The following is a 25,612-nucleotide window of genomic DNA, read 5'->3' on the forward strand; positions in this document are numbered from 1 at the left end:
ATGAAGGGATCTAGGAGGCGCGTGCGGTCGGCAGCTTTGGGTCTTCCGACTCCACGCGCGTCAGAAGTTGGTCCTGGGATCGAGGCAGCTGAATCACAAAAGCCAAGGGCTGGAAATCAGTGAAAGTTCTGTGCAGGGCCTGAGGCAGCTGCACCTCGATCCGCCCTCCAAGATCCTGGATCATGGTCCGTACAGCCGTCATTCCCACGCCGCGACCAGCATGGAGTGAGACTTCACGGGCGGTGGACAGGCCAGGTGCAAAAATGGTGTCAGCAATGGCCTTTGGGTCTGTGTCATCGGGCTGGAGCAAACCCGACTGCACAGCCTTCTTGTGAATGGTATCCAGGCTAAACCCTCGACCGTCATCAGCGATCATAATGATAATCGTATGGTCCTGGGCTTTGGTCTCAATTCGAATCGTGCCTTGGGAGGATTTGCCCTGGAGGCGGCGATCGTCGGCGGATTCAATGCCATGAATCATGGAGTTGCTCAGGATATGAACCAACGCACTCTGCATGACTTCGGCCAGACCATGTTCGATATAAACAGGAGCTTCCTCCTGATAGACCAGATGCGGAACCGGTTTTTTTAACTCCTGAGCCAGAATATCGAGGGAAGGCTTGAGGCTGTGAATGGCTTCCTGCAGATCCCTGTAAACCAGAGTGGCCAAGCCCTCGGCAGCCCTTCGGATGAACAGGGGCCCTTCGGCTTCACCAGCGGTCAAGGCTCGCCGCAAGACATCCAAAGAATTTTGAACCTGATCCCGGAGCCAGCTGTGGTCCTGGGAACTCGCGGCATGAATGGTTTCACTGGCTCGCTCGAGATCCTGAAGTCCTGTTTCGATGTCTTTGACATGCACGGCCATCTGATCAGGCGTGAGTTGCTGAGCCTTGATCAGATCTTCCAGCTGATGACAGGTATTGGCAATGGCGGGCAGACCGAAGGTTCGACTGTTGCCCTTGAGTGTGTGCAGGAAATTTTTCAGTTGGTCCTGATTGGTATCATTGAGATGGGCGTAAATGCCCTCCAGGAGACGGCGATTGAAGCGTAGGAAATTCTCCACGCGAAGAGGCGAATGCGACAGCACCAGAGTCATCAGGCGATATTCGGCATCCATTCTCGATTTCTGTTCTTCGAGTTCCAAGAGACGGGTGACATCAACGCAGCGCCACCAGAATCTTACCGACCGATTCATCACTCCACAGGACGGGTGACCATTCCACCTGCAAAATCCTTTTGGCCTGGCCTTGAACCTGGCGAATGATTTGCTTCGGGAAGAGAGCGTCATTGATTTCAAAATTAAAGCGATGGCTTTCGAGACAGACGACAATCACAGACCGAATCTGGTCCCACTCGTCGCCCGATAGCTGACTGAAAGCACTGAGAAATTCAACAGGATCACGGCCGGCTATGGTTTGCTCCGGAAACATGCTTTCGAGATGACCGGAAAACTCGTCGTCGATTCGTGGCGGCTGGCCGCTGATGGTAAAGATGCCCTGTTGGATGGAGCTCAGAATCACGCGTACGTCACGGGTTTTGTCGGCCACTTTCTGATCCAGAAGACGGATGTTCTCCCGTTGCATCTCGATCATTTCCTTCTGCATGCTCTCATTTTGCTTTTGTATCGCGCGATATTGGTCTGCCAGGGCAAACGTCAGAAGGGTGATCTGCGAAGCGGAAGCGATCATGGCTGAACCTTCCGTCCATATGTTGTGCGGGAGGAAACCAAAGGCTTTCATACCAAAGACCACAGCTCCCAAGGCAAGCGAGCCAATCGATAGCAGATAAAAGTAGGCTGGACGATATTTTTCCCGGCAAAGGTTCACATAGATGACCGGGAGCAGGATGGCTGTGAACATCGTCTGGGCGGTGGCAAGACGGACACTCAAAGCATAGGGGATCGTGAAGCAGGATAGAGTCACGAGTAGACCAAAGGTAGCATTGAAATAAAGCACATTACGGGTCAGTTTTTTGCGCAAGATCCGGCGCAGACTGACCACATTGAAAATGCTGAGGGTCATATTACTGAGGCCCAAAAAGAAGGGGATGCTGATCTTATTGAATTCGGGAGCGAGAGGCCAGATATATAGAAAGGCAAGACCATAGGTTGACATGACAAAGAGGGTGGAGCAGGTGATAAAGACGACATAGATCAGGTAGGAAATAAGTCGCGTCACCAGAAAGAAAATCAGGTTATATAAAATCATGATCAGCATGGAACCCATGAACAGCCGATACACCAAACTGCTTGAATACGCGTACCTGAAATACTCATGAAAGGTCATGAGACGCATGGGGAACTGAGCTGACCCTTGGGTTTGCATGCGCAAGTAAAAGGTGCGACCGGGCAGTTGATGCGACAGCGGAATTTCCAATGCCAGATCCTGAGTCTGAACCGTGCGGCCAGCGATAGGATAATTACGGCCAATCTTCAAAACGGTATAACCAGCTCGGTCCGGGTTGGGCATGAAGAGTCGCACGTCATCGATGATGGAATATCCAAACAGAAGGATCAGGGTTTCGCGATTCACCAGATGTGGCGGGAGTTCAAAGCGAAACCAGAAGGCGCTGCGGGTGAAACCAAAGTTCAACGAACCTGTGTTCACCTTCCAGTTATTGGTATCGTGGGGGAGTTCATCCAGGGTGACTTTACCCCCCTTGTCTTCCCAATATTCCAGATGATCCATGAGCATAAAGGGCGGCGCAGATTCAGCTCGCAGAAATGCAGGACTCGCAAGGAGCCAAACGAAAGGGAGAAAGGCCAACTTTTTAAGCACATGCCAAATCAAAAATTTCCCTTCAGCGCAAATCCATACACACTATTGAGCTTAACATGCGGACCTGGGGGCATTTTTCCCGGTGCCTTGACATGACCAAACCATCACTCTGCAAGGTTTTTGCTGAAATTTTGCAGATAAGCCCAAGGGCATCCCCACGCAACCTGCTTATTCTTCGAGACAGAATGTCGATAGCAGAGCCATAGGCTGGGAAATATGCGCACTCGGACTTGGAAAAACCTGCTGATTCTTTGTCTTCTGCTCCTTGGGATGCATGAAGCCGATTCGAATGCTTGCGCTCGTGCAGGGTTTTGCGATTTATCCCAAGTGAATTGGGATCAGCAGGAAGTCCAGGCCTTAGCCGGCGAGTGGCAGTTCTATTGGAATCAGTTGATCACGCCTGCAGAGCTGGCTCAAGGCAAAGGGCAGCGCACCGGTTATTTCTCACCTGAATCGAACTGGGCCAAGGCACCTTTCCCGGAAGTGGCCGCGCAGTCCCAGGGTTATGCGACCTATCATCTGGAGTTTAAGGCTCGGAGCGATCAGGCTTTGACCCTGCGTGTTCCAGAAATGGCGTCAGCTGTCAGAGTTTGGTTTAACGGCAAGGAACTGGATCCCATTGGCAAGGTTGGAACCGATGCCAATACAGAGGTGGCGCGCAAGAGCCTGACCTTTTACGATTTGCTGCCCGGCCCCGAACTCAATACCATAACAATCCAGATTTCGAATTTTTCCCGACTCAGTATCGGCGCCAAGGGTGGCCTTATGCTGGGACCCAATCGCACCATCTATCGCGAATATCAACTGGACCTCGTTCGGGATTTGATTACTGTGGGGGCCATATTTATCATGGCCTTCTATCATTTCTATCTCTGGGGGATTCGTAAAAGTCGCTATGCGCCCCTCTATTTTGGTCTCTATTGCCTGGCGGTCAGTATCCGGACTCTGACGGCGGGCGAGGGTGAGATCCTGACTCTCGTTTTCCCAGATACTCCATTGGAATTGCAATTTAAAACAGAATACGCGGGCATGACTGTAGGGTTTTTCGCTCTGACCGTTCTGACGAGCGAACTTTATCCTAAGGAATTTTCAAAATACATTAGCTACATGGTGGCGGTGATCTGCGCACTTTGGCTTGTCATGATACTCGCGACGCCGGCGACGATCTATCCTCTGTTTTTGCGCTTCATGCAAATGGTAATTGCCATCGTGGGAACAACCCAGTTCGTGAGTCTGGGGCTCGCATGCGCGCGAAAACGGGAAGGCGCCCGCATCTTCATGGCCGGCTTCTCCATGTTTTTCCTGGCAGGCTTGTTTGATATCCTGGCGGCGAATAATGTGATTCAGATGATGCCGCTGGCCCACCTGGGGACCTTCTGCATAGTGTTCTCACAAGCCATTATTCTGTCCAAACGCTTTGACCAGGCCTTCGATCGCGTGGAACACACCGAAAGGGAACTGCGGCAGCTCAATGAGGTGCTGGAGCATAAGGTTGAAGAACGAACAGATCAGATCAATACCATTCTCAACAATGTCAGCTCAGGTTTCCTGCTGATTGATCGCCAGGGCCGTATCCTGCCTGGTTTTACAGAATCCTGCCATGGCTTGCTTGGGGCGAAACTGCAGGCTGGGCAGATCCTGCCCGAACTGATTCAGCTGGGCGACGCTGTCAGACGCAGTTTCCGTGTCGCTGTAGCCCAGGTGTTTGAAGACAATATGCCGACCGAGGTCAGCTTAAGTCAAATTCCAACACGGGTGAAGCTGGGTGCCAAAACCCTGGGACTCTCGTGCGTGGCTTTGCGAAACCACGAACAGAAAATCCATGCTGTGCTGTTTACGATTCATGATGCCACCGATCTGCAGGAAGCCGAATACCAGGTGCATATCAACACCATGCTGCTTAATATCATTCAGGAGAAGGAATCCTTTAAGTTCTTCCTTCATGACTACCGCGAGGAACTGAAGGCCATCCTTTTGGAAACTGAAAAAGACAATCAGCCGGCTTTACGAACCTTTCTGCACACGCTGAAAGGTAACCTGGCTGCATTTGCCATCCATGATCTGGTCGGGCACATCCACCAGATTGAAAGCCTTCCGCGTGTCGAAAAATCAAATATCATGGCGATCGCGGACCATTTCGAGCGACTCCTGCATGATCATGAAAAAGTCCTGCGACTGGGGACGTTTGATAGTCAGATCGTCGAGGTGAATCGGGACGATTTCCTTGCGGTGGAATCCTATGCCCGGCATCGGATCAAGGAACCTGATCGGCAGAATATCATCAACCTTTGCCACAAATCACGGTTGATGACCATTCACAGTTATATCGGTCCATTGGAAAATGGAGCGGTGAACCTGGCCCAAAGGCTTGGCAAAAATATTCGCTGCGAGATCGAAGGTCAGTCCCTGCGCGTGGACGAACAGTATTCCCCGGTTCTGCGGAACCTGGTGCACATCATTCGGAATGCTGTTGATCATGGGATCGAGCTGCCGGAAGACCGTGGAGACAAGGGCCCCGAGGGCGTTATTCGGCTTCAGTTCGCCTTCGATTCCGCCGCGTTTTGTATCGCGGTTGAAGACGATGGCGCCGGACTGAATTTGGAAAAAATTCGGGAAAAAGCCCAAAAGCTGGGCGTTGCGTCGGCCCACGACCGTATGAGTGATGAAGACTTAACGCGCTATATCCTTTTGCAAGGTTTCTCGACGGCCGATAGCACCAGCCTGATTTCAGGTCGTGGCGTTGGCATGGCGGCTGTGCATGAGGCCGTTCAAAAGCTGCAGGGCACGCTATCGATCAAGAACCAGGTGGGCCACGGCGTCCGCTTTGAAATCAAACTGCCTTTGCTGGGCACCCACGCTCTGGGCGTCCAGGACTCACTCCGCACTCTGCAGATTGTTTAGCTTGGGATCGAATCACTTTCCTACCGTCAAGCTATGAATATACTGCTTATAAGTATACTGGTTGCCCATGGGGACAGCCCAATACAAGGCATAGAAGACCTGGGCCTCAGCAGCCTTGCCGGCCTGCTCGAATTCAAGGCAGGACATCGGTTCATTGGTCTGCAGATTGATGAGCTTCCAGCCCACTTCAGCAAAGGCAAAGGGCGCGCTCAGAAACGATTGGGCGGGAGCACTCGTATCCTGCTTGATATTCATGCACAGGTAAAAATCATTCTGCACGTTGGATGTGAGATTGCGGGGCAGTACAGTCCTTTTGATAACGGCGGTGCTCCCTCGAGGATGTGCAGGTTGCCCTCGGCCACAGGAACTCGCGCACGACGCAGAGGTATAGCAAGCGAAAAAAGCTCACGAGAAGAATGTGGTTTTTCGAGTGGGATATTGAAAGGCAAATTTTTTGAAGATCCTGGCAGAAGCCGCCCTGAAACGTGGAGCCATTCGACTTTGAATCGGAACCCGTTTCGGCGACCACGGTTTTTTGTGGAAAAACGCGAAGTGATATGCAAAATTTGAATCCGGAAGAAACATTTTTTTAACGTTAGGTCCTTGCGTGCCGCCTCGGATGGCGGCACGTTTTTACTCAAATTCTGGCCTATCAGCTGGAAGCGTGAGCAATAAAGTCTGGCCAGGCTCATGGCAGGCAGCCGATACTAGCGAAACTGCGCAAAGGAAAGGCGGGATCAGTATGAAGGATACTCTTTGGCCTGAAGACGACGGCAGCCCAGGGGGGCAGGATCTCGATCTCGACAGAAAAATGGATGACTGTGAGAGGGTGGAAATTCCTGATTCCGACCTTTCGGCGTCAAGGCGGGAATCATGACCACGGATCCGAGCGCCGACTTCACCGCAGAGGCCAGGAGCCTCGGCTATTTCCCGTTCATCCAGTTTTCTCCGCTTGAATACCTCACTTTCAAAGAACTTTACGGGGAGTGGATATTCGATCTTTTCAAACGGCTCAAGGATCCCGGCCGCCTTCATCCTGAATGGGCCATCATATTTGCGGGAGCTGCAGTTCAGCTCTCCCGTGATGAAGTCCTGAAGGCTTCAGATATACATGCTCTGGTGACCGAATCGGATGAGTTCATGCACCGCCGACAGCATATCCAAAAATTCAACGATATGTTCTTTGAAGTGGTGTGGCCGAAGATGAAGCAGGGTGCCGTGGATGTGCCAGAGCCCGACCGCTCCATATATCTGGCGGATTTCGAACGGTGGCGGGAAAGGCTTAAGGCAAGGACGAGCGAGATTCGCAGCAAGCACAAGGCTGCCCGGGAAGCAAGTCCTGTCATCGTGCAACGTTCCCTGCCAGATCATCAGAAGATTGTAAAAAAATCCAAACCCGAGGATTAAAGTGATTTCATGGCTACAGGGCTATCGACCAAACTCAAAGGGCTTTCCGCCCATTGTCCGGCGATAAAGCCGAAGATTTGGGCCTATCTGCCCTCCACTATTGGATGTGTATAGGCATTTGCTGCTGATATTTGTAGGAGTGAGATCATTCTTGCTGAAGTCGGTTCCATTTGAGAGATAGGGCAAAGCTCTGAGCATCGTTTACAGATGCAACCGAGCATTTCCACTACAAAACGCTATGGAGTCTCCCCCTTTCGCATTGAACTACGGCATATCAGGCAAGTTCGGCATGTTGCCTGTTACAGCAATCATATTTACCATCATGACCGTATCTTCAAAGTAGCTCGGGCTAGCCCTGAGGCCATTTTTCGTGTAGGGCGTGCCCGGAGTCTGCAATCGCATCCAATCGTATAGGGTGTTAAGCCACTCTTGATTGGAAGGATCGACCATGGCTGCCACAGCCATCGGCGATACAAAGTTTCTTTGACTACCTACAAAAGAAGTAGCTGAAGGAGTACCGTTCAGTTCGTAGCTACTGCGGACATTCATAGGGTTGCCTTCGCTAATTCTCTGGAGCCACTTTGTGTTGACGTTCGGCATGTCATGGGCAATCTGAGGGTTGATGGACCCGTCAGACGAGCGAGCCGAGAGAGCGTTCGCGTTGCCATACCAGAGATAATCAATACCAACCCTCCAGGGTGTGCGACAGGAATCATACCCGAAATTGTAACCTTTTCCGTCTTTTCTGGAATATTGCGTTGTACCAGGTTTCGTCAGAAGCACATAGGGCGTCAGAGCGGTCGAGGGGTTCGCTTTATGGAAATGGTCGTACATTTTATAGCCAGCTTTCAGTGTTTCCAGCCACCTCGGGTCGTTCGTAGCTTTCTTAAATTGGTTGAAGTAGCCAACCGTCTGATACGAAGACATGGTCCACGACCCGGCTGATTCCTGGTCTGTCAGCGCCATATCTGAGCGGGCAATCAATTGCGAGGCCCCCGGGCTGCGGTTATGTACACTCCACTTCATCAGTGAGTTTATGATCGCTATGGCCTCCTGCTTGTAGTTGAACTCGCCAGCGCTGCCCCATTTTTTATCGGCCACTAAAAGTGCAAATGCTGCATCGAGGTCCCCGTCGGGGGCTACCCAATTGTCGAGGATATCGCCATTGGCTCCAATGCGCCAAGCCATGAGACCTACATTCTCTCCTTTTGTGTTTCGCTTTTTGTAATTCTTGTAATAGCGAAGAATCGCATCAAAATCACCTTTGCCGGTATTGCTGGCATTGGCCATATAAGCCGAAATGAGGAGCCCATATCCTGTCCCCTCGCTTAGACTTGTCTCACCGTTCTCCGAGGCGACACGCAGAACCTTGGGGCTGCTTGAGACCTCCTTAAGGTAAACGTTGCGCCATGCTCCCCACATCGTCACAAGATCCTGATTCATCTGGTCCTGTGTATACTTATTAGGGAGGATTCCGTGAAGATACTTCAAGCCTGCTGGAAAATCATAGCTTGGAGCTGGTGAACCGGGTGAAGAAGGTACTTGAGGCAAAAGTGGGCCATTCGCCAGGGATGCAACCTGCGATGGAAACAACCTTTCAGTCGGGATGATTTCTCTTTCCCCGCCAGGCACTCGCCAACCGAGCTTGACACTCGCGACACCGATGTTTTCGAAGTATTCCAGTTTGATCGGATAGCGCCTTCCGGCCGACAAGCCACGCATCGTCTGACTCATATCGAGAGCGCCATGCGCACGCCAGTCATTGATCAGCAGTGTATCACCGACCCAAAGCTTGATCCCATCATCGGCGACTGTATAAAATTCATAGTCTCCATTGGCTGGTGCTTCAAATTCTCCTTCCCAGCGAACACTGAAGCGATCCGCCGGAACCTCTGTGGCCGGCGAGCCTTCCTTCCAATCAAAGTTGACGTTCTGGTCGATTCTACTGAGGATTGGCGACTGCCCTTCTGAAAAGAAGCTTGCCCTTAAGCCCTGAGAATCCAACATCGTGTGGTTGTTAAGAATCTGCGAATGGGTATCGGTTTCTTCCTCAGCCGTAATTTTGCTGTCCTGCGTGAGGACAGGTGACCTCGAATTTTCGTGAGGTGTTTTTCCACACCCCGAAAAAGTCAGAGCCATCAACACATACAAGCCAATCGCTTGTTTCATAGAGACCTCTCCTCGCAACAGCATCAACAGGGTTTTCTCAGAATCAGACAAAACGTCTCAGACAAGAGATACAACCATCCAGCTAATCTGATTCACCACAATTGCGCGTTTATACTCCACACCCAAACCTTCGTCTGCGGGCAGGTACCGCGTGAAATGTCCGCAATGCTTTGATAATTAAAGAGATTTATTGAGCTGCCTATCCCCGCGACCAACTGTCCTGCCATGGCATAAAACTGGTGAGCATGAGTAACGTTCAGGCAAGAGGCTATAATTCAGCAACATTTTCTATTGGCAGAATACGAAACTCATTCTACAGACCAGTGAAAAATAATTCACAGCGTGAAAAAAGCATCTTCTCTCGATGAGTAAAACGCCAAAAGGTTAGTCAGATGGTTGGTATCAACTACGGGGTTAGAACTTCCGAAGCGGTCCGCCACAGATCCGCCTGCCATTGTACTTCTATTTCCATCGGCCGTACCGGGTCTAACCAAAGACTTCCTTATACCTTCAAGATGAGCTTTGTTCATTCCGCCCTTGGCTTGATTCCTCGGTTCAATCAAAAGAATAAGTGAGTCCTGAACCAGGCTTAATCTTCCTGAGAAATGAGAAGGCGTGCCTTGCCACTCAGGTCAGGGGTATGTGGCTTTGTAAAAACTCCACCAGCTCATGGGCCATCTTCAAATGATCCGGCACCCGTGGATGTTCGATACTGCGCGTTTCGAAAATATACATCAGCATTTTGGAATCCTTTTGGCTGGCCACCGCAGTCGCCACGTAGCCAGGAAAAGGCGACGGCTCATGGGCTGCATTCATGGCTCCCAGCAGGCCGACGATCCAGGCCTGGGGATGACGTAGACGCAGATCCTTGAGGAACTGCTCATAGGCTGGCGTAAACGAGTCCCGTACGCCTTTGGCAAAATCGTTCTGCCCAAGATTCACGAGAATCACATGCGGCTGACGCGTGGATGGATACACCTTATCCAAGGGGTTCGGGCCTTCACGGAACCAGATCTGAGCCATGGTGGAGTCCTGATAGCCGAGCGTCAGGCCGATGCCACTGACGGCTATGATGTGACTGTCAGCCTTCAGCAGACGACTGGTGAGAGCCGCATAGGATAGAAGGTGATTGTGAGGCCGCAGATCGTCCCACTGCTCCACGTCACCGCATTCATTGCAGGCCCCTACTGTTTGCGAATCGCCGTAAAAATCCAGATGCAGGCGCACGGGTTCATTCCAGGGCAGGAAACCGTGACCCTGATCCAGAAAAAATCCATCGATCTGGCTGGAACCTGAAAAGGTTTCCGTACGCCGGAAGAGCGATGCTCTCCCGCCGCAAGATTTTGCGCCAAAGGATAAACATGAAAACCAGGGACGGTATCCAAAAGTCGCGAGTTTTTCAGATCAACATCGATGATCACCTGATAATCCGTTCGACCCGTGTCTTCCAGTTGCACGGCCAGGGAGCGCCCTGTGAAGCGCCCTTGAATCTGCGTGCCCGGCCAGATCACACGCAGTTTGTTCTGCTCGGTCCAACTCACGCGACCCGAAACCTGCAGATCCGGATGATCCGGGGGCAGCCAGGCCCCGCTCCGGCTATCATCGGCTTGAATCAAGGCTGGCCGCCAATCGATTCATCATTCAGTAGCTCCTGGTATTCATGTGATGCGTCTGCTCCCACACGGCCTGGGCCCCTGGATCATCGAAATCAAATTCATAACTGGCGTCATCAATCGGTGAAGCCTGGATGCGCCAGACCATGGTTCCGGGAATACCCAGTTGATTGGCATGCTGGAACACTTCACGAATCAATTGATTCCGATCGCCATACCAGCGTCGAAAACCGATCTCTTCGATCACCAGAGGCTTTTTCGCATCCGACGCCAAGCGAAAGCGATCGGTGATGTAATGATCGAGAATCCAGCGGCGATCATGATACGGAATTTCCCACTGATCGGGATAGGCATGCAGTGTGGCAAAGTCAATCCAGGGAATATAGAGGTTGCTCACGTAATCGGAGCCTTTGAGACCATTGTTGATCCAGTTATGCCGATCGCTCCAGCCTTCGCTACGATAACCTTCTTCACCCGTGGCAATCAGCTGGTTCGGGGCTTCCCGGTCCACATATTCCGCCATGCTCCATAACCAGTCATGAGCGAGTGTGCCTGGTTTGATGCCGCGATTCCATTCATAGCCGTCACGCGTATGCGGTTCGTTGGCCAACTCCCAGGCCATGATCGTGGGATCGTCGCGATAGATGCGATTGTTCACCGAATTGCGATGGTGGATCCAAAAATGGGCGTAGTTGCGGTAGGCCGCCCGCACGCGTTCGTCGGTGTAAAAAAGTTCCCTGTCCTTGCCGTATCCCACAATCTGATCGACCCACCATTGCATGCCGCCATATTCCGGCTCGTAGTTAACCAGAACAAAAATCACTTTCAAACCATAATCAGCGGCTTTGGCCAGTGCCCAGTCCATGCGTCGAACACCTTCCCAGTTGAAGTTACCGGGGCCCCATTGGGTGGCGATGGTTCCATTCCAGCTGCCATTGCTAAACCCCCAAATGCGGACGACTTTCAGGCCGCGCTCGGCAACCTTTCTTAAAGTTTGATCCACATCCTGTTCGGAAGCGCCACTGAGCAGGCCAAGTTCGTAAAGATTGGTGCCATTGAAAAAGAAAGGTTTGCCATCCAAATAGAACTGTCTTTCATGTCGAGTCACAAAGCCTGAACCGGCAAGGTCCGTCCCTAAAAACTGGCTCGGATCATGATCGGGGCTGCATCCCAGCAGCATGATCATCAGTATGGCTTCCGTCAAACGCCTGGCCCAAAAATGTCGTGTCATGTCATCCCCCCAATGGAACTTTAAATTTCCCAGTAACTTGACAGACCCAGATAGAAACCGCTGTTTCGATCGGGATAAAGTCCATTGCTGACGTCGCGTCGCATGGCGGCGTTCCAAAAAGAATAGCCGGTATACAGGCCAAATTTCTGCTGCCAACGCGCCAAAGGCTTTAAATTCAGGGCAAAATAGATATTGCACAGTGATTGATCGACGGGGCGAATCGTCTCCTGCAAATCACCCGCACTATTCCGGTGGCGATAACCAAAACCATCGATGACCGACACATAGCCGAGCAGAGTTTCCAGTTCGAGGGTCGGGCGCAGCTGCAGGGTAGGGCGGATTGCGGCGGCCACGGCCTGCATGGGAGGACGTTCCATAATCATATTATCGATGACATAACGCCAGCCGCCGAATTCAGCGCGCTGCCAGCCCACAGCTGCATCCAGGCTAAAACTACGACCTTGCGGATACCAGCTGAACTGTTCACCGATGCGCATAACCGAGGATTCGCGGATGGCATCCCGCAGCTCGGGTGGGCTCGAAGCCGAGAAAAGCTCATTGTTGCGCCAGGGGCCCAGGGAATCGGCCAAGGGCCCTTGATCGAAATCCGCGCTATCCATCGCTCCAAACAGGCCTTGACCATACATGGCTCCGAATTGGTGCGAAGCCGAGGGCATCCAGGCCTTATGCATGATGGCAAACTTGGAGCCGCGCATGGGTGCATAACTTTGGGTCCCGGCTGCGGCGTCACGGGCTCCACTCTGGGTGGCGTTATAAATAAGACTGAGTTTGCCATTCAGCAGGCTGATTTCCTCAAGACGCAGGTCCAAGGCCGTCTGCAAGGGGCCGCCTGAATAGGACACGGTATAAAACGCAGCGGCCGAGGCTCGCATGCCCTGACCCACATCGATGTTATACACCCCGAACCCAGGCGCTTCGCTGTTCATAATCGTCATGCCGATGAGCCAAAAACCTTCCCAACGATACCCCCGTCGACCAAACCAGAACAACGATTCTCTCGGCAGGAATTGGCCGACTTCCAGAAACATATTGCGATTGCCGATTTTCATCGCCTCAGTCCCGGCGCTGCGTTCGCCATTGAGTGTCAGCTGCAAATCAAAGTCAAAGCGGACCCAAGCCCCGCCCTCGCTGCTCGGACTGCGGAGGTGGTACTGATTAAAAAGTTCCGACCAGGCCCCTTGACACGAGCCGCCGGCACCGCTGACCCAAAGTCCGGATTTCTGTGGCTGGTTGATCGGTTTGCAACTGACGCCCGCTTCGTTGAGGCCAAGGTTAAGGCCAAATTTCCACCAGCTCTTCAATTCCTGAGCCTCGGCTGATCGGGGTTGAAGCCAAGCCACCAGCAGCAGAAACCAGAAGGCGCCCATCCATCCTGTGGCCTTAGGGGCGAATGAAGATTTCAATGGGCAACTCCCGCGGCCGATAGTGGTTCTTTTTGCTGCGGACCGGCTGCTGCTCAGCCTGTGGCCCTACACTGACCTGCGGCTCCACTTCCTGCGCCAGGCGAATATTGTCCAGGTGAAAAATTCCGGTCGGTTGATCGGGCATGAAAAAGAGGAGATAAATCTTCTTCGGCACCGTGGTCAGATTCACCGCGCTTTGATACTGCCAGCTGGTGGTTTTGGCCTTCCAGGTCTTACTTTTCAAATAGAACACGACATCGCGATTCCAGCCCTTTTCCAAATTGAAGGGCATGGACTCAAAATACTCGTCGGTGTCGATGGCCATGGCGACCTGCGCGTTGGAGATTTCCGGCAGTTCAATATCCAGTCGCAGACTGGTGAATTCCCGTCCCAGAGAACTGATGTCGCGCTCGATGACGATGCCTTTGCCCTTGCGCTGCGCCCCTTCAAGCCAGAATATTTTGAGGGACTTTTGCCCCTCGGTAAATGATGTTTCCGTGGTTTCCGACTTCGACTCATCACCCCAGTCGGCGAGCCGCCACTTGTTGTCCTTTTCAAAACCATCCAGCAGTTCCGCCCGCGCCTGGGTTGGCAGCAGAAGCAGCAAAAGGCACGCGAGACTTCCCAATGTTTTCATATCACCACCAAAGGCTCATGGTTAAACCACCCGTCCAGCCGTGCGTTTTATTTTGCAGTGGGCCTCGCGACACATCACGCCTCGTTTCCGGATTCCATTCGTTATAAGCCGCATAAAGTTTGGCTTCCGTGCCGCCACCCCAGCCGAGGGGACGCACAATATAGGCTATTTCACTGCGTCTGAGACTGCGATCGACGGGCTTGCGACTCTCGCTTAGAGTTCCATCCAGAAGCCGCCGATGATAGCCGAGCCCATTTTGAATGAGAACGGCCGCGTGGCTGAGAGCCAGACTCTGGCGGGTGGTGATATCCCACATGGGTCTCAGAATCCAGGCACGGGTTTCCATACGCGGCCGATCGAAAATCAGGCCTTCGTCTTCGTAGTGCAGGCCACCAAATTCCACCCGCTCATAGAGAGCCGCAGTATGCAGGGAAAATGGCAGGAATTCCGGATAGAGGAGATACTGATTGCCGATCCGATAGGCACGTGAACGTTTCAGAGCCTGCCGTTCTTCATGATAAAGGGTGGCATCGAGCCAGATCGGATCGCGTTCCTCGCCCGTGTTGTTAAATTCCGAACCACGACCTTGATCGAAGGGCACCAGATCATTTCCACCATAAAGCCCCTGGCCCGCTTGCATGAAAAACTTATTTTCGCTGTCCTCATCATCCCAACGGTGGATCAAAGCCAGCTGCGTGCCGGTCATCGGCGCATATTTTTTAGCTCCGGTTTTGCTATCGGTACTGAGCGTGCGGGTTTGCAAGAGAGCGAACTTGAGGAGGCCTCCAAACAACGGCAGTCGATCCCAACGCAGATCCAGCGTATCCTGCGACGGTCCACCATTTTTAGAATTCACGCGGAAAAAAGCCAAACCCAGGGTGCCCCACCCCAAATCAATGTTATTCATGCCGAGACCCGGACCATGCTGATCCAGGATCCGCAGATCAAGGGTCCAAAGATCTTCGTAGTCGTAGCTGCGATTGCCAACCCAGACCACTTCCTTCGATCCCCAAAAGTTCCCAACCTCCGCAAAAAAATTGCGATTGCCCAGAACGAGGCCACTGTTGCCTCCGGTGGTGTCGGCCCAGCCTCGTTCCATCGGCACTCTCAAGGTGAGGTCGATCAAAGCACGCGCCCATATCTGTTGCGTCCCGCCGCGCATAAAATACTTGGACCAGGCCAGAACCCCTTCGGTTTCCGCGCAGTCATCACGCGCAATCTGCAGGTCCTGATCGCCTTGTGTTCTTAAACAGGGACTGAGGCTGCCGCCAGGTCCCAGTCCAAGATTGATATTCACGCGCCCATGCAGCTTGCCGTCCTCCTGCACCTGCGCGTGGAGTGGCAGCTGAAGCAAAACAACCGTAAGTCCTACCAGGATTCGGAACACAGTCTTCATGTTTTATCCATCGCTGAATCTTAAGCCGCACTGGCCACAGTCACCGGTCGCCAGCCTTCCGGCACGGTATAGACTTCGCTTGTTTTATCCAGCTTTCCTCCGTCATCCGTATAGATGTCGAGTTGGAAGAGGTAGGCACCCGGTTGAAACTGTCCCGATGCATCCGCTTGCGCTGGGGGGCCTGGTGGCGCGCAGTCACCTGTCTCACTTTTGGCTGCGAATTGAAAATGCAAAGCGCCTTCGAAACCTTTTTCCAAGCGAATCGTCTGACCCCCATAAGACGCCCAATTGGAACCGGGCTGTTTCAAGGCCAAATCGAAACTGGCGGCGAAAGTCAGCCGTTGCACCGGTAAATCAATCTCAATCAACTGACAGCCAACGATCTGATCAGGAACCACCATGGCGCCTAAAATAAGGGATTTCGCTGCCGGATCCCGTGGTGCTTCGGGATCGACTTGTATCCCGGCCACACGCCAGGATGCAATTTGATCCGCGTCCTCATCCTCGAATCGATCACCTCCTTTGATCTCGAGCATATAGCCGGTGTCAATGGTCCAGCGTCCATCCATGTAGGCGGCGGCCCGGCCCTTGGGCAAGGTATAGTTCGGTGTGAGGACCAGGGAGCGGACGCCGGATCCGGGTTCGAGTTCCAGTTTCTGCCAATCCGTAAGCCCATCGCCGCCGACGGTCCCGAAGAGGACCTCTTTCATCACAACTTCGAGTGACGTCGGACGCGAGACGTTATAAGCAACGGTCACCAGAAATGGCGATTGACCGTTGATTTTACGAGGAACGGTCACACCATTGGCAATGTGCATGCTTTCAAAGCCTGTCTCGTCCAAGCGGGTTTCGTACCCCCATAGGGTTTGGCAGCTTTGCGTTTTCAAGCTAAAATACGTACCGTTATCACAGTCCTGGACCTGGCCAACCGGGGTCGTATCGGGGCGACCACAAGCCATCAGGGCCAGCACGAGACTCCATCTCATAACCATGTTCATTAATTTTGCCCCCCTTATTTTTCATAACCTTTGCGATCCTTTATCGACTGAACTGCCCTTGAGAATTCAAATGCGCCGCACCTCGGACGCCGCTGGAATCGCCGAAGCGGCCAGGCACGAAACGGGTCCGCACATCCGGGCTGAAAATATACTCACTCCAGATGCGCGGCACGTTTTGATAAATACGCATGCAATTGGAAAGGCCGCCGCCTGCCACGATCACGTCGGGATCCAGGATATTGATGACGGATGCCAGACTTCGAGCCAGCCGATGTTCGAGTCTCTCCAACGCGGCATCCGCCTCGGGATCGCCTTTTTCTGCGAGCTCAACGATTTTTTGCGCATGGGCCTGTTTACCGGTAACTGCAGCATAATCGCGCGCCAAACCTGAACCGGAAACATAGGTTTCAATGCAGCCGCGTTGTCCGCAGTAACAATAGGGACTCGGCAAATCATAAGGCAAAGGATCCGGCAGACGGTTATGTCCCCATTCACCACCAATCGAATTCAACCCAACCAGCAGCTGCCTCTGATACACAATGCCGCCACCACAGCCAGTTCCCAGGATGATGCCGAATACGGTGGACGCATAGGCGCCGGCACCATCCCAGGCTTCCGACAGCGCGAAACAGTTGGCGTCATTGGCGACGCGAATCGGTCGATCCAATAAACGCTCAAGGTCACTCTGCAGGGGCTGTCCTATCAGTTCTGTCGTGTTAGCGTTTTTTACTAATCCATTATGAGGATCGATTGCGCCGGGGATTCCAATTCCCAAGGTCCCTTTGTTGCCCAATTCGGCTTCAGCGTCCTCGACGAGTCGGCGAAGACATTCGACGATTGGCCGGTAAGAGCCTCGAGGAGTAGGGACACGTCGGCGAAGCAATTCCTGGCCATGATCATCAAGAGCCAGGATTTCGATCTTGGTTCCACCCAGGTCGATACCCAATTTCATGAAAAACTCCCATTCAACTCTTTGCCTGTGATTCCACTTTTTTGATGGGAAACACAAGAATTATTACCGTTCCACTTTGTTAACAAAATTTACTAAATGGTTCTGACGATTTTTTCGTAAGGGACGTTTGGTTCCTCTCTATAGTTAGGGTCTTGGACAGACTTGTAATTTTTCAACATTTTTACCGGAAAAATTAGCTGAAAACAGCGACGCGCCTGCTCGAATGAAGTAATTGAATAACGTGTTTCGCGACCGTTGGCGTGCCTAAAATTTTTTTTCAGTGGACGACTTGGTTCGGACGAATTACGAGATGAAATGGAATTTCGAATCAAGTTTGATGCGTCAGGGCACAATAGATAACGATTAATGAAAGTCGATTATTTCGGCTGAAGAATCGACTCCACAAGTGTTAGGAGAGTTATCCAAAAAATGTGCGCTGAGGATAAGGGAGCAATGAGTGTCAGAGCTTAATTTAAACTGGTTATGGCTGGTCATCTTCCAGCTGCTCTGTATCCCTGCGGCCAGGGCTGAGCGATCTCAACAGCTGCAGTTTTGGGTTGTGGGCAATGGCATCGAAGATTCGATCATGTATCGCGAGCTGGCTCGCAAGTTTCAGGAACAGAGCGGCTATGCGGTGAACATCACGCCGCTGTCCTGGGGTAATTTCAATCAGAAATATCTCACGTCGATGGCAGCCGCTTTGCCACCGGATGTCGGCGTTGCCAACCTGGGATCACCGATGGAATGGGGATCCCTGGGCGGTGTGGTGGCGTTGGATCAGGCGTTTCCAAAAGAAATCGACGAGCTGAAGCAGCGATTCTTTCCTGGAACTTTGCCGCAGTTTACCTTCAATGGGCATCTTTATGGTCTGCCGACGGAACTGGTCACAGCCGTTCTCTACTATCGCAAGGATGTGTTTGAACGATTGAAGCTAACGCCGCCGCAAACCTGGAGCGAACTGCAGAACACCATCGAGACCCTGGAAATCCATCGCTACCACTTTCATTATGGTTGGACGCGCGGGGAACAATGGGCGCTCTATTATCAGACACTGCCCTTTGGCTATGCGGGTGTCAGCCAGGGGGCCGACGGCCAGCCAGGACTCGATTGGCTGCAGCCTGGCTACCAGAAAGGTGTGGCCCACGGTTTGAACCTTTGGCATCTGCATGATGCCATCGGGGATGGTTCCACCGATCGCACGATCGGGCGCTTTCTGTCGGATGTGCCGGATCAATCCCTCGGGATGATGGTGGACGGCAACTGGGTGGCCAGCTCCATTCAGAAGATTGCGCCTGAAGCCGAGGCGCGTTGGGGTGTTGTGCCCTGGCCCAAGGCGGATGACGGTCGGGCGATCAATGTGATGGGCGGGACTTCGTATGTCATTTTTCAAAAATCCAGGAACAAGGATGCGGCCTTTGCCTGGCTGAAGTTTTTGAATTCCCTCGAAGCGCAGCAGTTCATGATCCTGGAGCGGGTGCAGCGGGAAGGGCAGGCGGCGGCCTTTAATATCTCACCCGTCAAGGAAGTCTGGGATGCGTCCCAGGCTGCGTTTTGGGCGCGTCCCGAATTTCGCGATCAAAGAAAAATCATTGATGCCTTGCGCGGAATTCTGGATACCTTTCAATCCTTTCCCTCACTCAAGGGCAAACCCGATACCGATCAGATGGAAGCCCGTATTCTCGATCGGATGGGAACGGCCATCAATCGTCGTTTAACGGCGGAGGCTGAGGCGCGCGAAATGACCCGCTGGGATTATATCAAGTGGATGGCGTCCGCCCAGGGGCGTCCGCAGCGGGACAGTATGCAGGCGTGGATCCGGGACCAGCTGGCGACGGAATACGCCCGTCACTATCCCTTGGCCCTGGAGCGTCTGCGGGAGGAAAGCGCTCGCTATCAAAACAGTTACGGTGACATCGTCGCTCGGCTCGACACCTTTGAAGGACGGACCCATATCCTGGATTATCTCAAATGGGGCGCGCTTGGGGCGCTTCTGCTGGGCACGCTGCTGGTGTTTACCATGCCTGGCCTTCGAGCCTTTCGCACGTCCTATGCTTTCATAGCCGTGCCCTGCCTCCTGTCCCTGGTTTTTGTCGTCGTGCCCATGCTGACCTCCCTGTATCTTTCGTTCACGGAATATCACTCAATATTGCCGCTGGCATCAGCCAAGTGGATCGGCTGGCAGCACTATCTCACGTCCCTTGATCTGAGTGATTCCGAAAATGTTCTGCGCAGCATCGGCAAAACCATGACTTATGTGAGTGTGACGGTACCTTTGGGCATCGCGTTAGCCCTGCTCTTTGCCGCGCTCCTCAATAACGATTTGATCAGCCAAAGATTCTGGCGCTTTCTGTACTTTTCTCCGCTGATCACCAGTGCCGTGTCGGTGTCCTTGATCTTTACCCAGCTCTACCGGGAGTCATCCATGGGCTGGCTCAATGCGGCCCTATTGCGACTCGGTTGGATCAGCAATCCGATTTTATTCCTGAAGGATGAGCAAACCTTTTTATCCTGCGTGATGGCGCTTGCGATCTGGCATGGGCTGGCCTTCACCATTCTGCTTTTTTTAGCGGGTTTGCAGCAGATTCCCACTCAGCTTTATAAGGCCGCCGAGATTGATGGCGCGGGCTGGTGGCAAAAGTTTTGGCATGTGTCCCTGCCGGGTATCAGGCCGCAGCTGTTTTTTGCCCTGATCATGGGCTTGATAGGCAGTTTTCAGGTTTTTGAACAGATCTATATGCTCGGCGGTGGATCCGGTTATGCCGGCTCGAAATTTGGACCCAACGATGCGGGACGGACGATGGTGCCGTTGATTTATGACCTTGGTTTTGAACAGTTCAAAATGGGGCGTGCTTCAGCCGTGGCGTACATTCTGTTTCTAGTGATCCTGGGCTTGACCATGCTGCAGCTTCGCGTGCTGCGGCAAAAGACAGCGGAATAGGGGAGACTGTGATGAATATTGATAAAGAACTGCCCGCGCAGCCGTTGACCCTGAACTGGGAACCTTCGGACAAGGTGTGGAATCCGTGGCAAACTCTGGGTCGCTGGAAAGCAAGGCGACTGGTTTGGGTTTACCTGGCTCTAGCCCTGGCGGCTTTGCTATTCGCCATGCCCTTCTATTACATGCTGATCACGACTTTTAAATCGACAGCAGAGCTGGCTCACGATGAAGTGTCGCTCTGGGTCCAAAATCCCACCTTGGACCCCTTGCGACGCCTGTTAAATGGCACGGCTTATCTGCACGCGGCCTGGAATAGTTTTGTCATCGCGGTGGTGACGACCCTTGGCAACATGCTGCTGTGTCCGCTCGCGGGTTATGCCTTTGCCAAACACCGTTTTCCAGGACGGGATCGCATCTTTTTCCTTTTACTGTCGACCATGATGGTACCCGGTGCGGTGCTTCTGGTGCCCAATTTCATTCTCGCCCGCGATTTTGGTTGGGTCAATACCTACTGGCCTTTGATCGTGCCTGGCCTCGCCAGTATTTTTTATGTTTTTCTCGCGCGGCAGTTTATCAGCAAAATTCCCAGGGATCTCATTCAAGCCGCAAGGATGGACGGCTGCTCGGAATGGAGAATCTTCTTTCAGATTATTCTGCCACTGTGCCGACCACTTTTGGCTTCCATCGGTATCCTCAGCTTTTTGGGCTCCTGGAATGGTTTTATCGGTCCCATGATTTACCTTCTGGATGAAGACCGTTACACCATTCCGCTGGTGATTTCGATGCTTCAAGGGCGCTTCGGCGGCCAGGAGAACGTGCAGATGGCGGGCTCCCTGCTGTCCATCGTGCCCGCTTTGATTTTTTTCTTCATCTTTCAGAAACAGATAGTCAGCAGCTTTGCCAACAGCGGCCTCAAAGAGTAAGGCCGCGACGAGGGAGATTGATACGATGGCTCAATTGAGTTTAAACAACATCTGCAAGGATTATGGCAACGGCTGCCTGGCGGTGAATCAAGCGAACCTGGAGGTCCATGACGGCGAATTCGTGGTGCTGGTGGGACCATCCGGCTGTGGCAAGTCCACGCTGCTCAATATGATAGCAGGCCTGGAGGACATCACTTCGGGAACCTTGAAAATCAACAACCGCGTGGTCAATACCCTGCCTTCCAAGGACAGGGACATTGCCATGGTCTTTCAAAATTATGCTCTGTATCCCCATATGACTGTTTATAAAAACATGGCCTTCAGTCTGAGTTTACGCAAAGTACAGAAAGCTGAAATTGATCGGCGTGTGCAGGACGCGGCCCGTATTCTCGACATTCGTCACCTGCTGGAACGCTTGCCACGCGAACTGTCCGGTGGTCAAAGGCAGCGGGTGGCTATCGGCCGCGCGATTGTACGTCAGCCTTCCATTTTTCTGTTTGATGAACCCCTTTCCAATCTGGATGCCAAGCTTCGAGTGCAAATGCGGGTCGAGATCCGGGATCTGCATCACCGGCTCGGCGTCACCGCGATTTATGTGACCCATGATCAAACGGAAGCCATGACCATGGGGGATCGCATTGTGGTGATGAAGGATGGAGTGATTCAGCAGATGGATCGTCCCATGGAAATCTACAACAACCCGGCCAACCGTTTCGTAGCGGGCTTTATCGGCAGTCCGGCCATGAATTTTTTTGAAGGTATGTTGGTTCATACTGATCGTGGCTGGGCCTTTCACCAAAGCGAGGGCATTCATCTGGCGTTGCCAGACGCTTATAAAGACTTTGCCCAACACACAGGCCCGGTTCCCCTGACCCTCGGCCTGCGGCCTGAAATGATTGGCTGCAGCCAGGCCTGGCAGCAGCGGGACGCACCCCGCCTCCACGGTAAAATACGGGTGGTCGAACCCCTGGGAGCTGAAACCTATCTGTACTGTGAAACGGGGCAGGCGCATTGGATTGCCCGGGTGGAACAGGGCTCATGGACCGTGGGTCAGGAGGTGGCGTTGCCTGTTCTGATCGATCGACTGCATTTTTTTGATGGCAGAACCCAAGTGAGTCTGCCGTTACATAGACACTCAGGGCTGAGTGCTCAGATGGGGATTTACGCATGAAATCATTATCGCTCAATGGAACCTGGCACATCGCGTCCGATGACGGACGCTTTCAATTCGACGGGCAGGTGCCGACGTCTTTTTTCAAGGAGCTTGAAGCTTCCGGGTATTGGGGTGAACATGATGTTTACTACGGTGAAAACAATAGGCAGTGTGCGGAGCTGGCCAATCGGGCCTTCACCTTCAGCCGTTCTTTTCACCTGGCCCAGGACCTCATGCCAAACGCCCATGCACCGGTTTTTCTGGAATGTGACGGCATCGATACCATCGCCGATCTTTATTTAAACGGCAAGCTGGTGGCTTCAGTCGATAACATGCATCGGCGTTATCGCTTCGATGTGTCAGCTCAGTTGAAGGCCGGGGATAACCAGATTGAGCTGCGTTTTGCCAACATCATTGAGGTGATAGCGGCCAAGGATAAAACCCGTAAACTGTGGCAGGTGGGAACGCCCCTTATCGGCGCCAACCATATCCGTAAAATGTTTTGTTCCTTTGGCTGGGACTGGGGGCCTCAGATTCCCGATACCGGTATTTATCGGGATATCCGTCTCGTTCGTTATGAAAAAGCCCGCATCGCGGACCTGCATATCACGCAAACCCATGACAAGGGTTCTGTGACGCTGGCTTTGACATCGAAGGTGGAAAGCTGGACGACCGGTTCACGGCAGCTGGACGTGACAGTGACCAACCCCCAGGGCAAGACCTTCCATCAAACCCTGCCCGCGGATGGGACGGGTGAAATTCGCATCGATGGGCCCCAGCTTTGGTGGCCCAATGACTACGGCGAGCAGCCTCTTTATACGATTGAAGCCAACCTTATGGAGGACGGCAAAGTCCTGCATAGCCAAAGCCAACGCATCGGTCTGCGGACCTTGAAGCTGGAACGCAAGCCTGATGAATGGGGAGAAAGTTTTCAATTCAACTGCAACGGCGTGGCCATCTTTGCCAAGGGCGCCAACTATATTCCTGAAGATGTTTATCTGAATCGCGTGACGCCAGCGTCGACGCGCAAGCTGCTCCAAACCTGCGTCGATGCGCATTTCAACTGCCTGCGGGTCTGGGGGGGCGGCATCTATCCTCATGATAGTTTTTTTGAGATCTGCGATGAACTCGGCATTATGGTCTGGCAGGATCTGATGTTCTCCTGCTCCATTTACGATATTCATAATCCTCAATTCTATGAAAGCATCACCCATGAAGTCCGTGATGCCTTGCATCGTATGCGGCACCATGCATCCCTTGCTTTGATTTGTGGCAATAATGAGATGGAATGGGCTTTTGAGCAGTGGGAGTTTCCCAAAACCAAGGAAAACCGGGTGGAATACATCAAACAGTACGAAGTGCTGTTCCCCGCGCTGGTAGCCGAAGTTTGTCCCGAAATTGACTACTGGCCGGCTTCGCCCTCGTCAGGTGGCCATTTCGATAATCCCAATGACTACACCCGCGGCGACGTCCATGACTGGAACGTGTGGCACGGCCGGAAGAATTACACGGAATTCCGCAAAAACTGCTACCGCTTCCTTTCGGAATTCGGTTTCCAGAGCTTTCCCAATATCAAGACCATTCGCAGTTACACAGCGCCTGAAGACCGCAATATCTTCAGTCCGGTGATGGAGGATCACCAGCGCAACGAGAGCGATAACGGGAACAGCAAGATTTTCCATTTTATAGCCGACTACTATCGTTATCCCAAGGATTTTGAAAGCATCGTCTATACCTCTCAATGCAGCCAGTCCGAAGCTTTGCGCTATGCCGTGGAGCATTTAATGCAGAATCGAGGGCGTTGCATGGGGACCACCTACTGGCAGTTGAATGATAACTGGCCCACGGCGTCGTGGTCATCGGTGGATTATTTTGGCCGCTGGAAAGCCATGCATTATGGGGCCAAGCGTTGTTATGATCCGGTCCTGGTGTCCGTCAAGGAAACTCGCGAAACAGCTGAAATTCATGTGACCAACGATCGGCTGCAGCCCAGCCATGGCATGCTGCATTGGAAACTTATGACTTTAAAGGGCGACGTTCTACGGTCCGGGGAGCGGATGGTGGAGGTCGGACCCTTGAGCAATAGTCTGATCGAAAGTCTCGACTTCAAGCCGGACGTTGCCGGACATCTCGCGCGCGATCGGTATCTCGCCGTCAGCTACGTGGATCTAAACGATCAAAGCCAGCGGTTTACAACGGCGACCTTTGTTCCGTATAAGCAGCTCAATCTCGACGCTCCGGATTTAAAAACCGAGATCCGTGAAGGACAGGGCGTTTGGGAAGTCCATGTCGAAGCCAACGCCTGCTTTGCCAAGTTCGTGGAATTGGATCTGGTGCGCGACGATGTCGTGTTCTCGGATAACTACTTCGATCTCGATGCCGGACAACGTCGCATCATTACCGTGCCGCAAAGCGCCATCACGCTCGGTGAGCTGCTGGAACAGTTGCGGGTTCGTTCGCTGTTTGACTCCTACGCATGAGGTCCCGCTATGAAGCTTGGAGGTCTGATCCCGTTTGGCTTTGTCCTGGTCCTTCCTTCGTGTCTGATGAAGGGGCCGGCTGTCGTCAACGAACACTTGCCCGTGCCCGATCCCCACCGCCAGGTGCTGGACGTGGCCAACTTCAGTGACGCGGATTGGGAATATTTTGGTTTTTACGATGGAGGCACCACCTTTGAACATCAGTACGGTGGCAAGGGTGCCGGCTATTATGATTACCGATTCCGTGGTCTGGATCAGCCTCCGACCTCATTTACAGTCAGGGCCCGCATGAGTGCGGAATCGAATGAACGCGGGCGGCCCCATGAGAAAAGTGAAGTGACGTTGGCCGTCAATGGCGTGGAAATCGGCACGCGAACCGTGGTGCCTGATGACACTGAAGGCCAGGTGTATGAATGGAAAATTGAGGATCCGGAGCGGGTCCGTAATTTAAACCTGAAACCTGGGGATCAGAATATCCTGCGCTTTTCCGTGAAAGAGCAGGCTTCCCTGCGCCATGGGCTGTGCCTTTACGGGGCGGCCCTGAGCAAGGACCGAAGCCAGGACGCGGTTCCCATTACGATCGAAATGCCGGCTGAGCAGACCCGTTAAAAGC

20 protein-coding genes are annotated in these 25,612 nt (G+C 52.8%); 8 read left to right on the top strand and 12 right to left on the bottom strand.

Going from position 1 to position 25,612, the window contains the following annotated elements:
• Positions 1 to 10: 10 nt before the first annotated feature.
• Both VE954_RS25095 and VE954_RS25100 read right to left on the bottom strand, forming a co-directional pair.
• Positions 11 to 1,195, bottom strand: a complete 1,185-nt coding sequence (locus VE954_RS25095; RefSeq protein WP_324958005.1) for an Hpt domain-containing protein — start codon at positions 1,193 to 1,195, stop codon at positions 11 to 13.
• The gene (locus VE954_RS25100; RefSeq protein ID WP_324958007.1) at positions 1,158 to 2,789 is read right to left on the bottom strand and encodes a 7TMR-DISM family protein; all 1,632 of its coding nucleotides are present in this window, start codon (positions 2,787 to 2,789) and stop codon (positions 1,158 to 1,160) included. Before VE954_RS25100 ends, VE954_RS25095 begins: the two co-directional genes overlap by 38 nt.
• Before the next feature lie 204 nt (positions 2,790 to 2,993).
• Here VE954_RS25100 and VE954_RS25105 point away from each other — a divergent pair, with 204 nt between their 5' ends.
• Positions 2,994 to 5,678, top strand: a complete 2,685-nt coding sequence (locus tag VE954_RS25105; RefSeq protein WP_324958009.1) for a 7TM diverse intracellular signaling domain-containing protein — start codon at positions 2,994 to 2,996, stop codon at positions 5,676 to 5,678.
• Between the two features lie 12 nt (positions 5,679 to 5,690).
• On the opposite strand, the gene VE954_RS25110 is transcribed toward VE954_RS25105, so the two are convergent.
• Complete coding sequence (locus VE954_RS25110; protein WP_324958010.1) at positions 5,691 to 5,933, bottom strand: hypothetical protein; 243 nt, start codon at positions 5,931 to 5,933, stop codon at positions 5,691 to 5,693.
• A 487-nt stretch (positions 5,934 to 6,420) separates the two neighbouring features.
• Here VE954_RS25110 and VE954_RS25115 point away from each other — a divergent pair, with 487 nt between their 5' ends.
• The gene (locus VE954_RS25115; RefSeq protein WP_324958012.1) at positions 6,421 to 6,555 is read left to right on the top strand and encodes a hypothetical protein; all 135 of its coding nucleotides are present in this window, start codon (positions 6,421 to 6,423) and stop codon (positions 6,553 to 6,555) included.
• Complete coding sequence (locus tag VE954_RS25120; RefSeq protein ID WP_324958014.1) at positions 6,552 to 7,085, top strand: hypothetical protein; 534 nt, start codon at positions 6,552 to 6,554, stop codon at positions 7,083 to 7,085. The genes VE954_RS25115 and VE954_RS25120 overlap by 4 nt, the downstream gene beginning before the upstream one ends.
• Before the next feature lie 264 nt (positions 7,086 to 7,349).
• Here the strand turns inward: VE954_RS25120 and VE954_RS25125 are convergent, their stop codons facing one another.
• The 9 genes from VE954_RS25125 to VE954_RS25165 all read right to left on the bottom strand — a co-directional run bounded on the left by VE954_RS25125 (position 7,350) and on the right by VE954_RS25165 (position 17,505).
• Complete coding sequence (locus tag VE954_RS25125; RefSeq protein ID WP_324958017.1) at positions 7,350 to 9,305, bottom strand: glycosyl hydrolase family 8; 1,956 nt, start codon at positions 9,303 to 9,305, stop codon at positions 7,350 to 7,352.
• 576 nt (positions 9,306 to 9,881) lie between these two features.
• Entirely contained in the window at positions 9,882 to 10,481 is a 600-nt protein-coding gene (locus VE954_RS25130) for an SGNH/GDSL hydrolase family protein (protein WP_324958019.1), read from the bottom strand.
• Positions 10,439 to 10,870 carry a hypothetical protein gene (locus VE954_RS25135; RefSeq protein ID WP_324958021.1) on the bottom strand — a complete coding sequence of 144 codons (432 nt, stop codon included), beginning with the start codon at positions 10,868 to 10,870 and terminating at the stop codon, positions 10,439 to 10,441. The genes VE954_RS25130 and VE954_RS25135 overlap by 43 nt, the downstream gene beginning before the upstream one ends.
• A 25-nt stretch (positions 10,871 to 10,895) precedes the next feature.
• Positions 10,896 to 12,098: a hypothetical protein gene (locus VE954_RS25140; RefSeq protein WP_324958023.1), complete on the bottom strand. Its 1,203-nt coding sequence runs from the start codon at positions 12,096 to 12,098 to the stop codon at positions 10,896 to 10,898.
• A gap of 20 nt (positions 12,099 to 12,118) precedes the next feature.
• Positions 12,119 to 13,522, bottom strand: coding sequence for a carbohydrate porin (locus VE954_RS25145; protein ID WP_324958025.1), 1,404 nt, complete (start codon positions 13,520 to 13,522; stop codon positions 12,119 to 12,121).
• Positions 13,500 to 14,159 carry a hypothetical protein gene (locus tag VE954_RS25150; protein ID WP_324958028.1) on the bottom strand — a complete coding sequence of 220 codons (660 nt, stop codon included), beginning with the start codon at positions 14,157 to 14,159 and terminating at the stop codon, positions 13,500 to 13,502. The genes VE954_RS25145 and VE954_RS25150 overlap by 23 nt, the downstream gene beginning before the upstream one ends.
• 1 nt (position 14,160) lies before the next feature.
• Positions 14,161 to 15,555, bottom strand: a complete 1,395-nt coding sequence (locus VE954_RS25155; RefSeq protein WP_324958031.1) for a carbohydrate porin — start codon at positions 15,553 to 15,555, stop codon at positions 14,161 to 14,163.
• Positions 15,556 to 15,575: 20 nt separating this feature from the next.
• Positions 15,576 to 16,541 carry a hypothetical protein gene (locus VE954_RS25160; RefSeq protein WP_324958033.1) on the bottom strand — a complete coding sequence of 322 codons (966 nt, stop codon included), beginning with the start codon at positions 16,539 to 16,541 and terminating at the stop codon, positions 15,576 to 15,578.
• A gap of 52 nt (positions 16,542 to 16,593) precedes the next feature.
• The gene (locus tag VE954_RS25165) at positions 16,594 to 17,505 is read right to left on the bottom strand and encodes an ROK family protein (protein WP_324958034.1); all 912 of its coding nucleotides are present in this window, start codon (positions 17,503 to 17,505) and stop codon (positions 16,594 to 16,596) included.
• Positions 17,506 to 17,962: 457 nt separating this feature from the next.
• On the opposite strand from VE954_RS25165, the gene VE954_RS25170 reads away from it, so the two are divergent.
• From VE954_RS25170 to VE954_RS25190, 5 genes are read left to right on the top strand one after another with little or no spacing between them, the layout of a single operon-like run.
• Entirely contained in the window at positions 17,963 to 20,443 is a 2,481-nt protein-coding gene (locus tag VE954_RS25170) for an extracellular solute-binding protein (protein ID WP_324958036.1), read from the top strand.
• Positions 20,444 to 20,454: 11 nt separating this feature from the next.
• Entirely contained in the window at positions 20,455 to 21,366 is a 912-nt protein-coding gene (locus VE954_RS25175; RefSeq protein ID WP_324958038.1) for a carbohydrate ABC transporter permease, read from the top strand.
• Positions 21,367 to 21,391: 25 nt separating this feature from the next.
• Positions 21,392 to 22,537 carry a sn-glycerol-3-phosphate ABC transporter ATP-binding protein UgpC gene (locus tag VE954_RS25180; protein WP_324958040.1) on the top strand — a complete coding sequence of 382 codons (1,146 nt, stop codon included), beginning with the start codon at positions 21,392 to 21,394 and terminating at the stop codon, positions 22,535 to 22,537.
• Positions 22,534 to 24,999 (top strand): beta-mannosidase, encoded by a 2,466-nt coding sequence (locus tag VE954_RS25185; protein ID WP_324958042.1) that lies wholly within the window; start codon positions 22,534 to 22,536, stop codon positions 24,997 to 24,999. The genes VE954_RS25180 and VE954_RS25185 overlap by 4 nt, the downstream gene beginning before the upstream one ends.
• A gap of 9 nt (positions 25,000 to 25,008) precedes the next feature.
• Positions 25,009 to 25,608, top strand: coding sequence for a hypothetical protein (locus VE954_RS25190; protein WP_324958044.1), 600 nt, complete (start codon positions 25,009 to 25,011; stop codon positions 25,606 to 25,608).
• The last annotated feature ends 4 nt before the right edge of the window (positions 25,609 to 25,612 follow it).

It is taken from the genome of Oligoflexus sp. (assembly GCF_035638955.1).
In the GTDB taxonomy this organism is placed as follows: Bacteria; Bdellovibrionota_B; Oligoflexia; order Oligoflexales; family Oligoflexaceae; genus Oligoflexus.

What these genes read in the sequence shown, in the direction of transcription:
- VE954_RS25190 (WP_324958044.1), top strand. Translation starts at nt 25,009, where the DNA reads ATGAAGCTTGGAGGTCTGATCCCGTTTGGCTTTGTCCTGGTCCTTCCT.
- VE954_RS25105 (WP_324958009.1), top strand. Translation starts at nt 2,994, where the DNA reads ATGCGCACTCGGACTTGGAAAAACCTGCTGATTCTTTGTCTTCTGCTC.
- VE954_RS25140 (WP_324958023.1), bottom strand. Translation starts at nt 12,098, where the DNA reads ATGACACGACATTTTTGGGCCAGGCGTTTGACGGAAGCCATACTGATG.
- VE954_RS25095 (WP_324958005.1), bottom strand. Translation starts at nt 1,195, where the DNA reads ATGAATCGGTCGGTAAGATTCTGGTGGCGCTGCGTTGATGTCACCCGT.
- VE954_RS25175 (WP_324958038.1), top strand. Translation starts at nt 20,455, where the DNA reads ATGAATATTGATAAAGAACTGCCCGCGCAGCCGTTGACCCTGAACTGG.
- VE954_RS25160 (WP_324958033.1), bottom strand. Translation starts at nt 16,541, where the DNA reads ATGAGATGGAGTCTCGTGCTGGCCCTGATGGCTTGTGGTCGCCCCGAT.
- VE954_RS25180 (WP_324958040.1), top strand. Translation starts at nt 21,392, where the DNA reads ATGGCTCAATTGAGTTTAAACAACATCTGCAAGGATTATGGCAACGGC.
- VE954_RS25150 (WP_324958028.1), bottom strand. Translation starts at nt 14,159, where the DNA reads ATGAAAACATTGGGAAGTCTCGCGTGCCTTTTGCTGCTTCTGCTGCCA.
- VE954_RS25110 (WP_324958010.1), bottom strand. Translation starts at nt 5,933, where the DNA reads ATGAATATCAAGCAGGATACGAGTGCTCCCGCCCAATCGTTTCTGAGC.
- VE954_RS25185 (WP_324958042.1), top strand. Translation starts at nt 22,534, where the DNA reads ATGAAATCATTATCGCTCAATGGAACCTGGCACATCGCGTCCGATGAC.
- VE954_RS25165 (WP_324958034.1), bottom strand. Translation starts at nt 17,505, where the DNA reads ATGAAATTGGGTATCGACCTGGGTGGAACCAAGATCGAAATCCTGGCT.
- VE954_RS25155 (WP_324958031.1), bottom strand. Translation starts at nt 15,555, where the DNA reads ATGAAGACTGTGTTCCGAATCCTGGTAGGACTTACGGTTGTTTTGCTT.
- VE954_RS25120 (WP_324958014.1), top strand. Translation starts at nt 6,552, where the DNA reads ATGACCACGGATCCGAGCGCCGACTTCACCGCAGAGGCCAGGAGCCTC.
- VE954_RS25115 (WP_324958012.1), top strand. Translation starts at nt 6,421, where the DNA reads ATGAAGGATACTCTTTGGCCTGAAGACGACGGCAGCCCAGGGGGGCAG.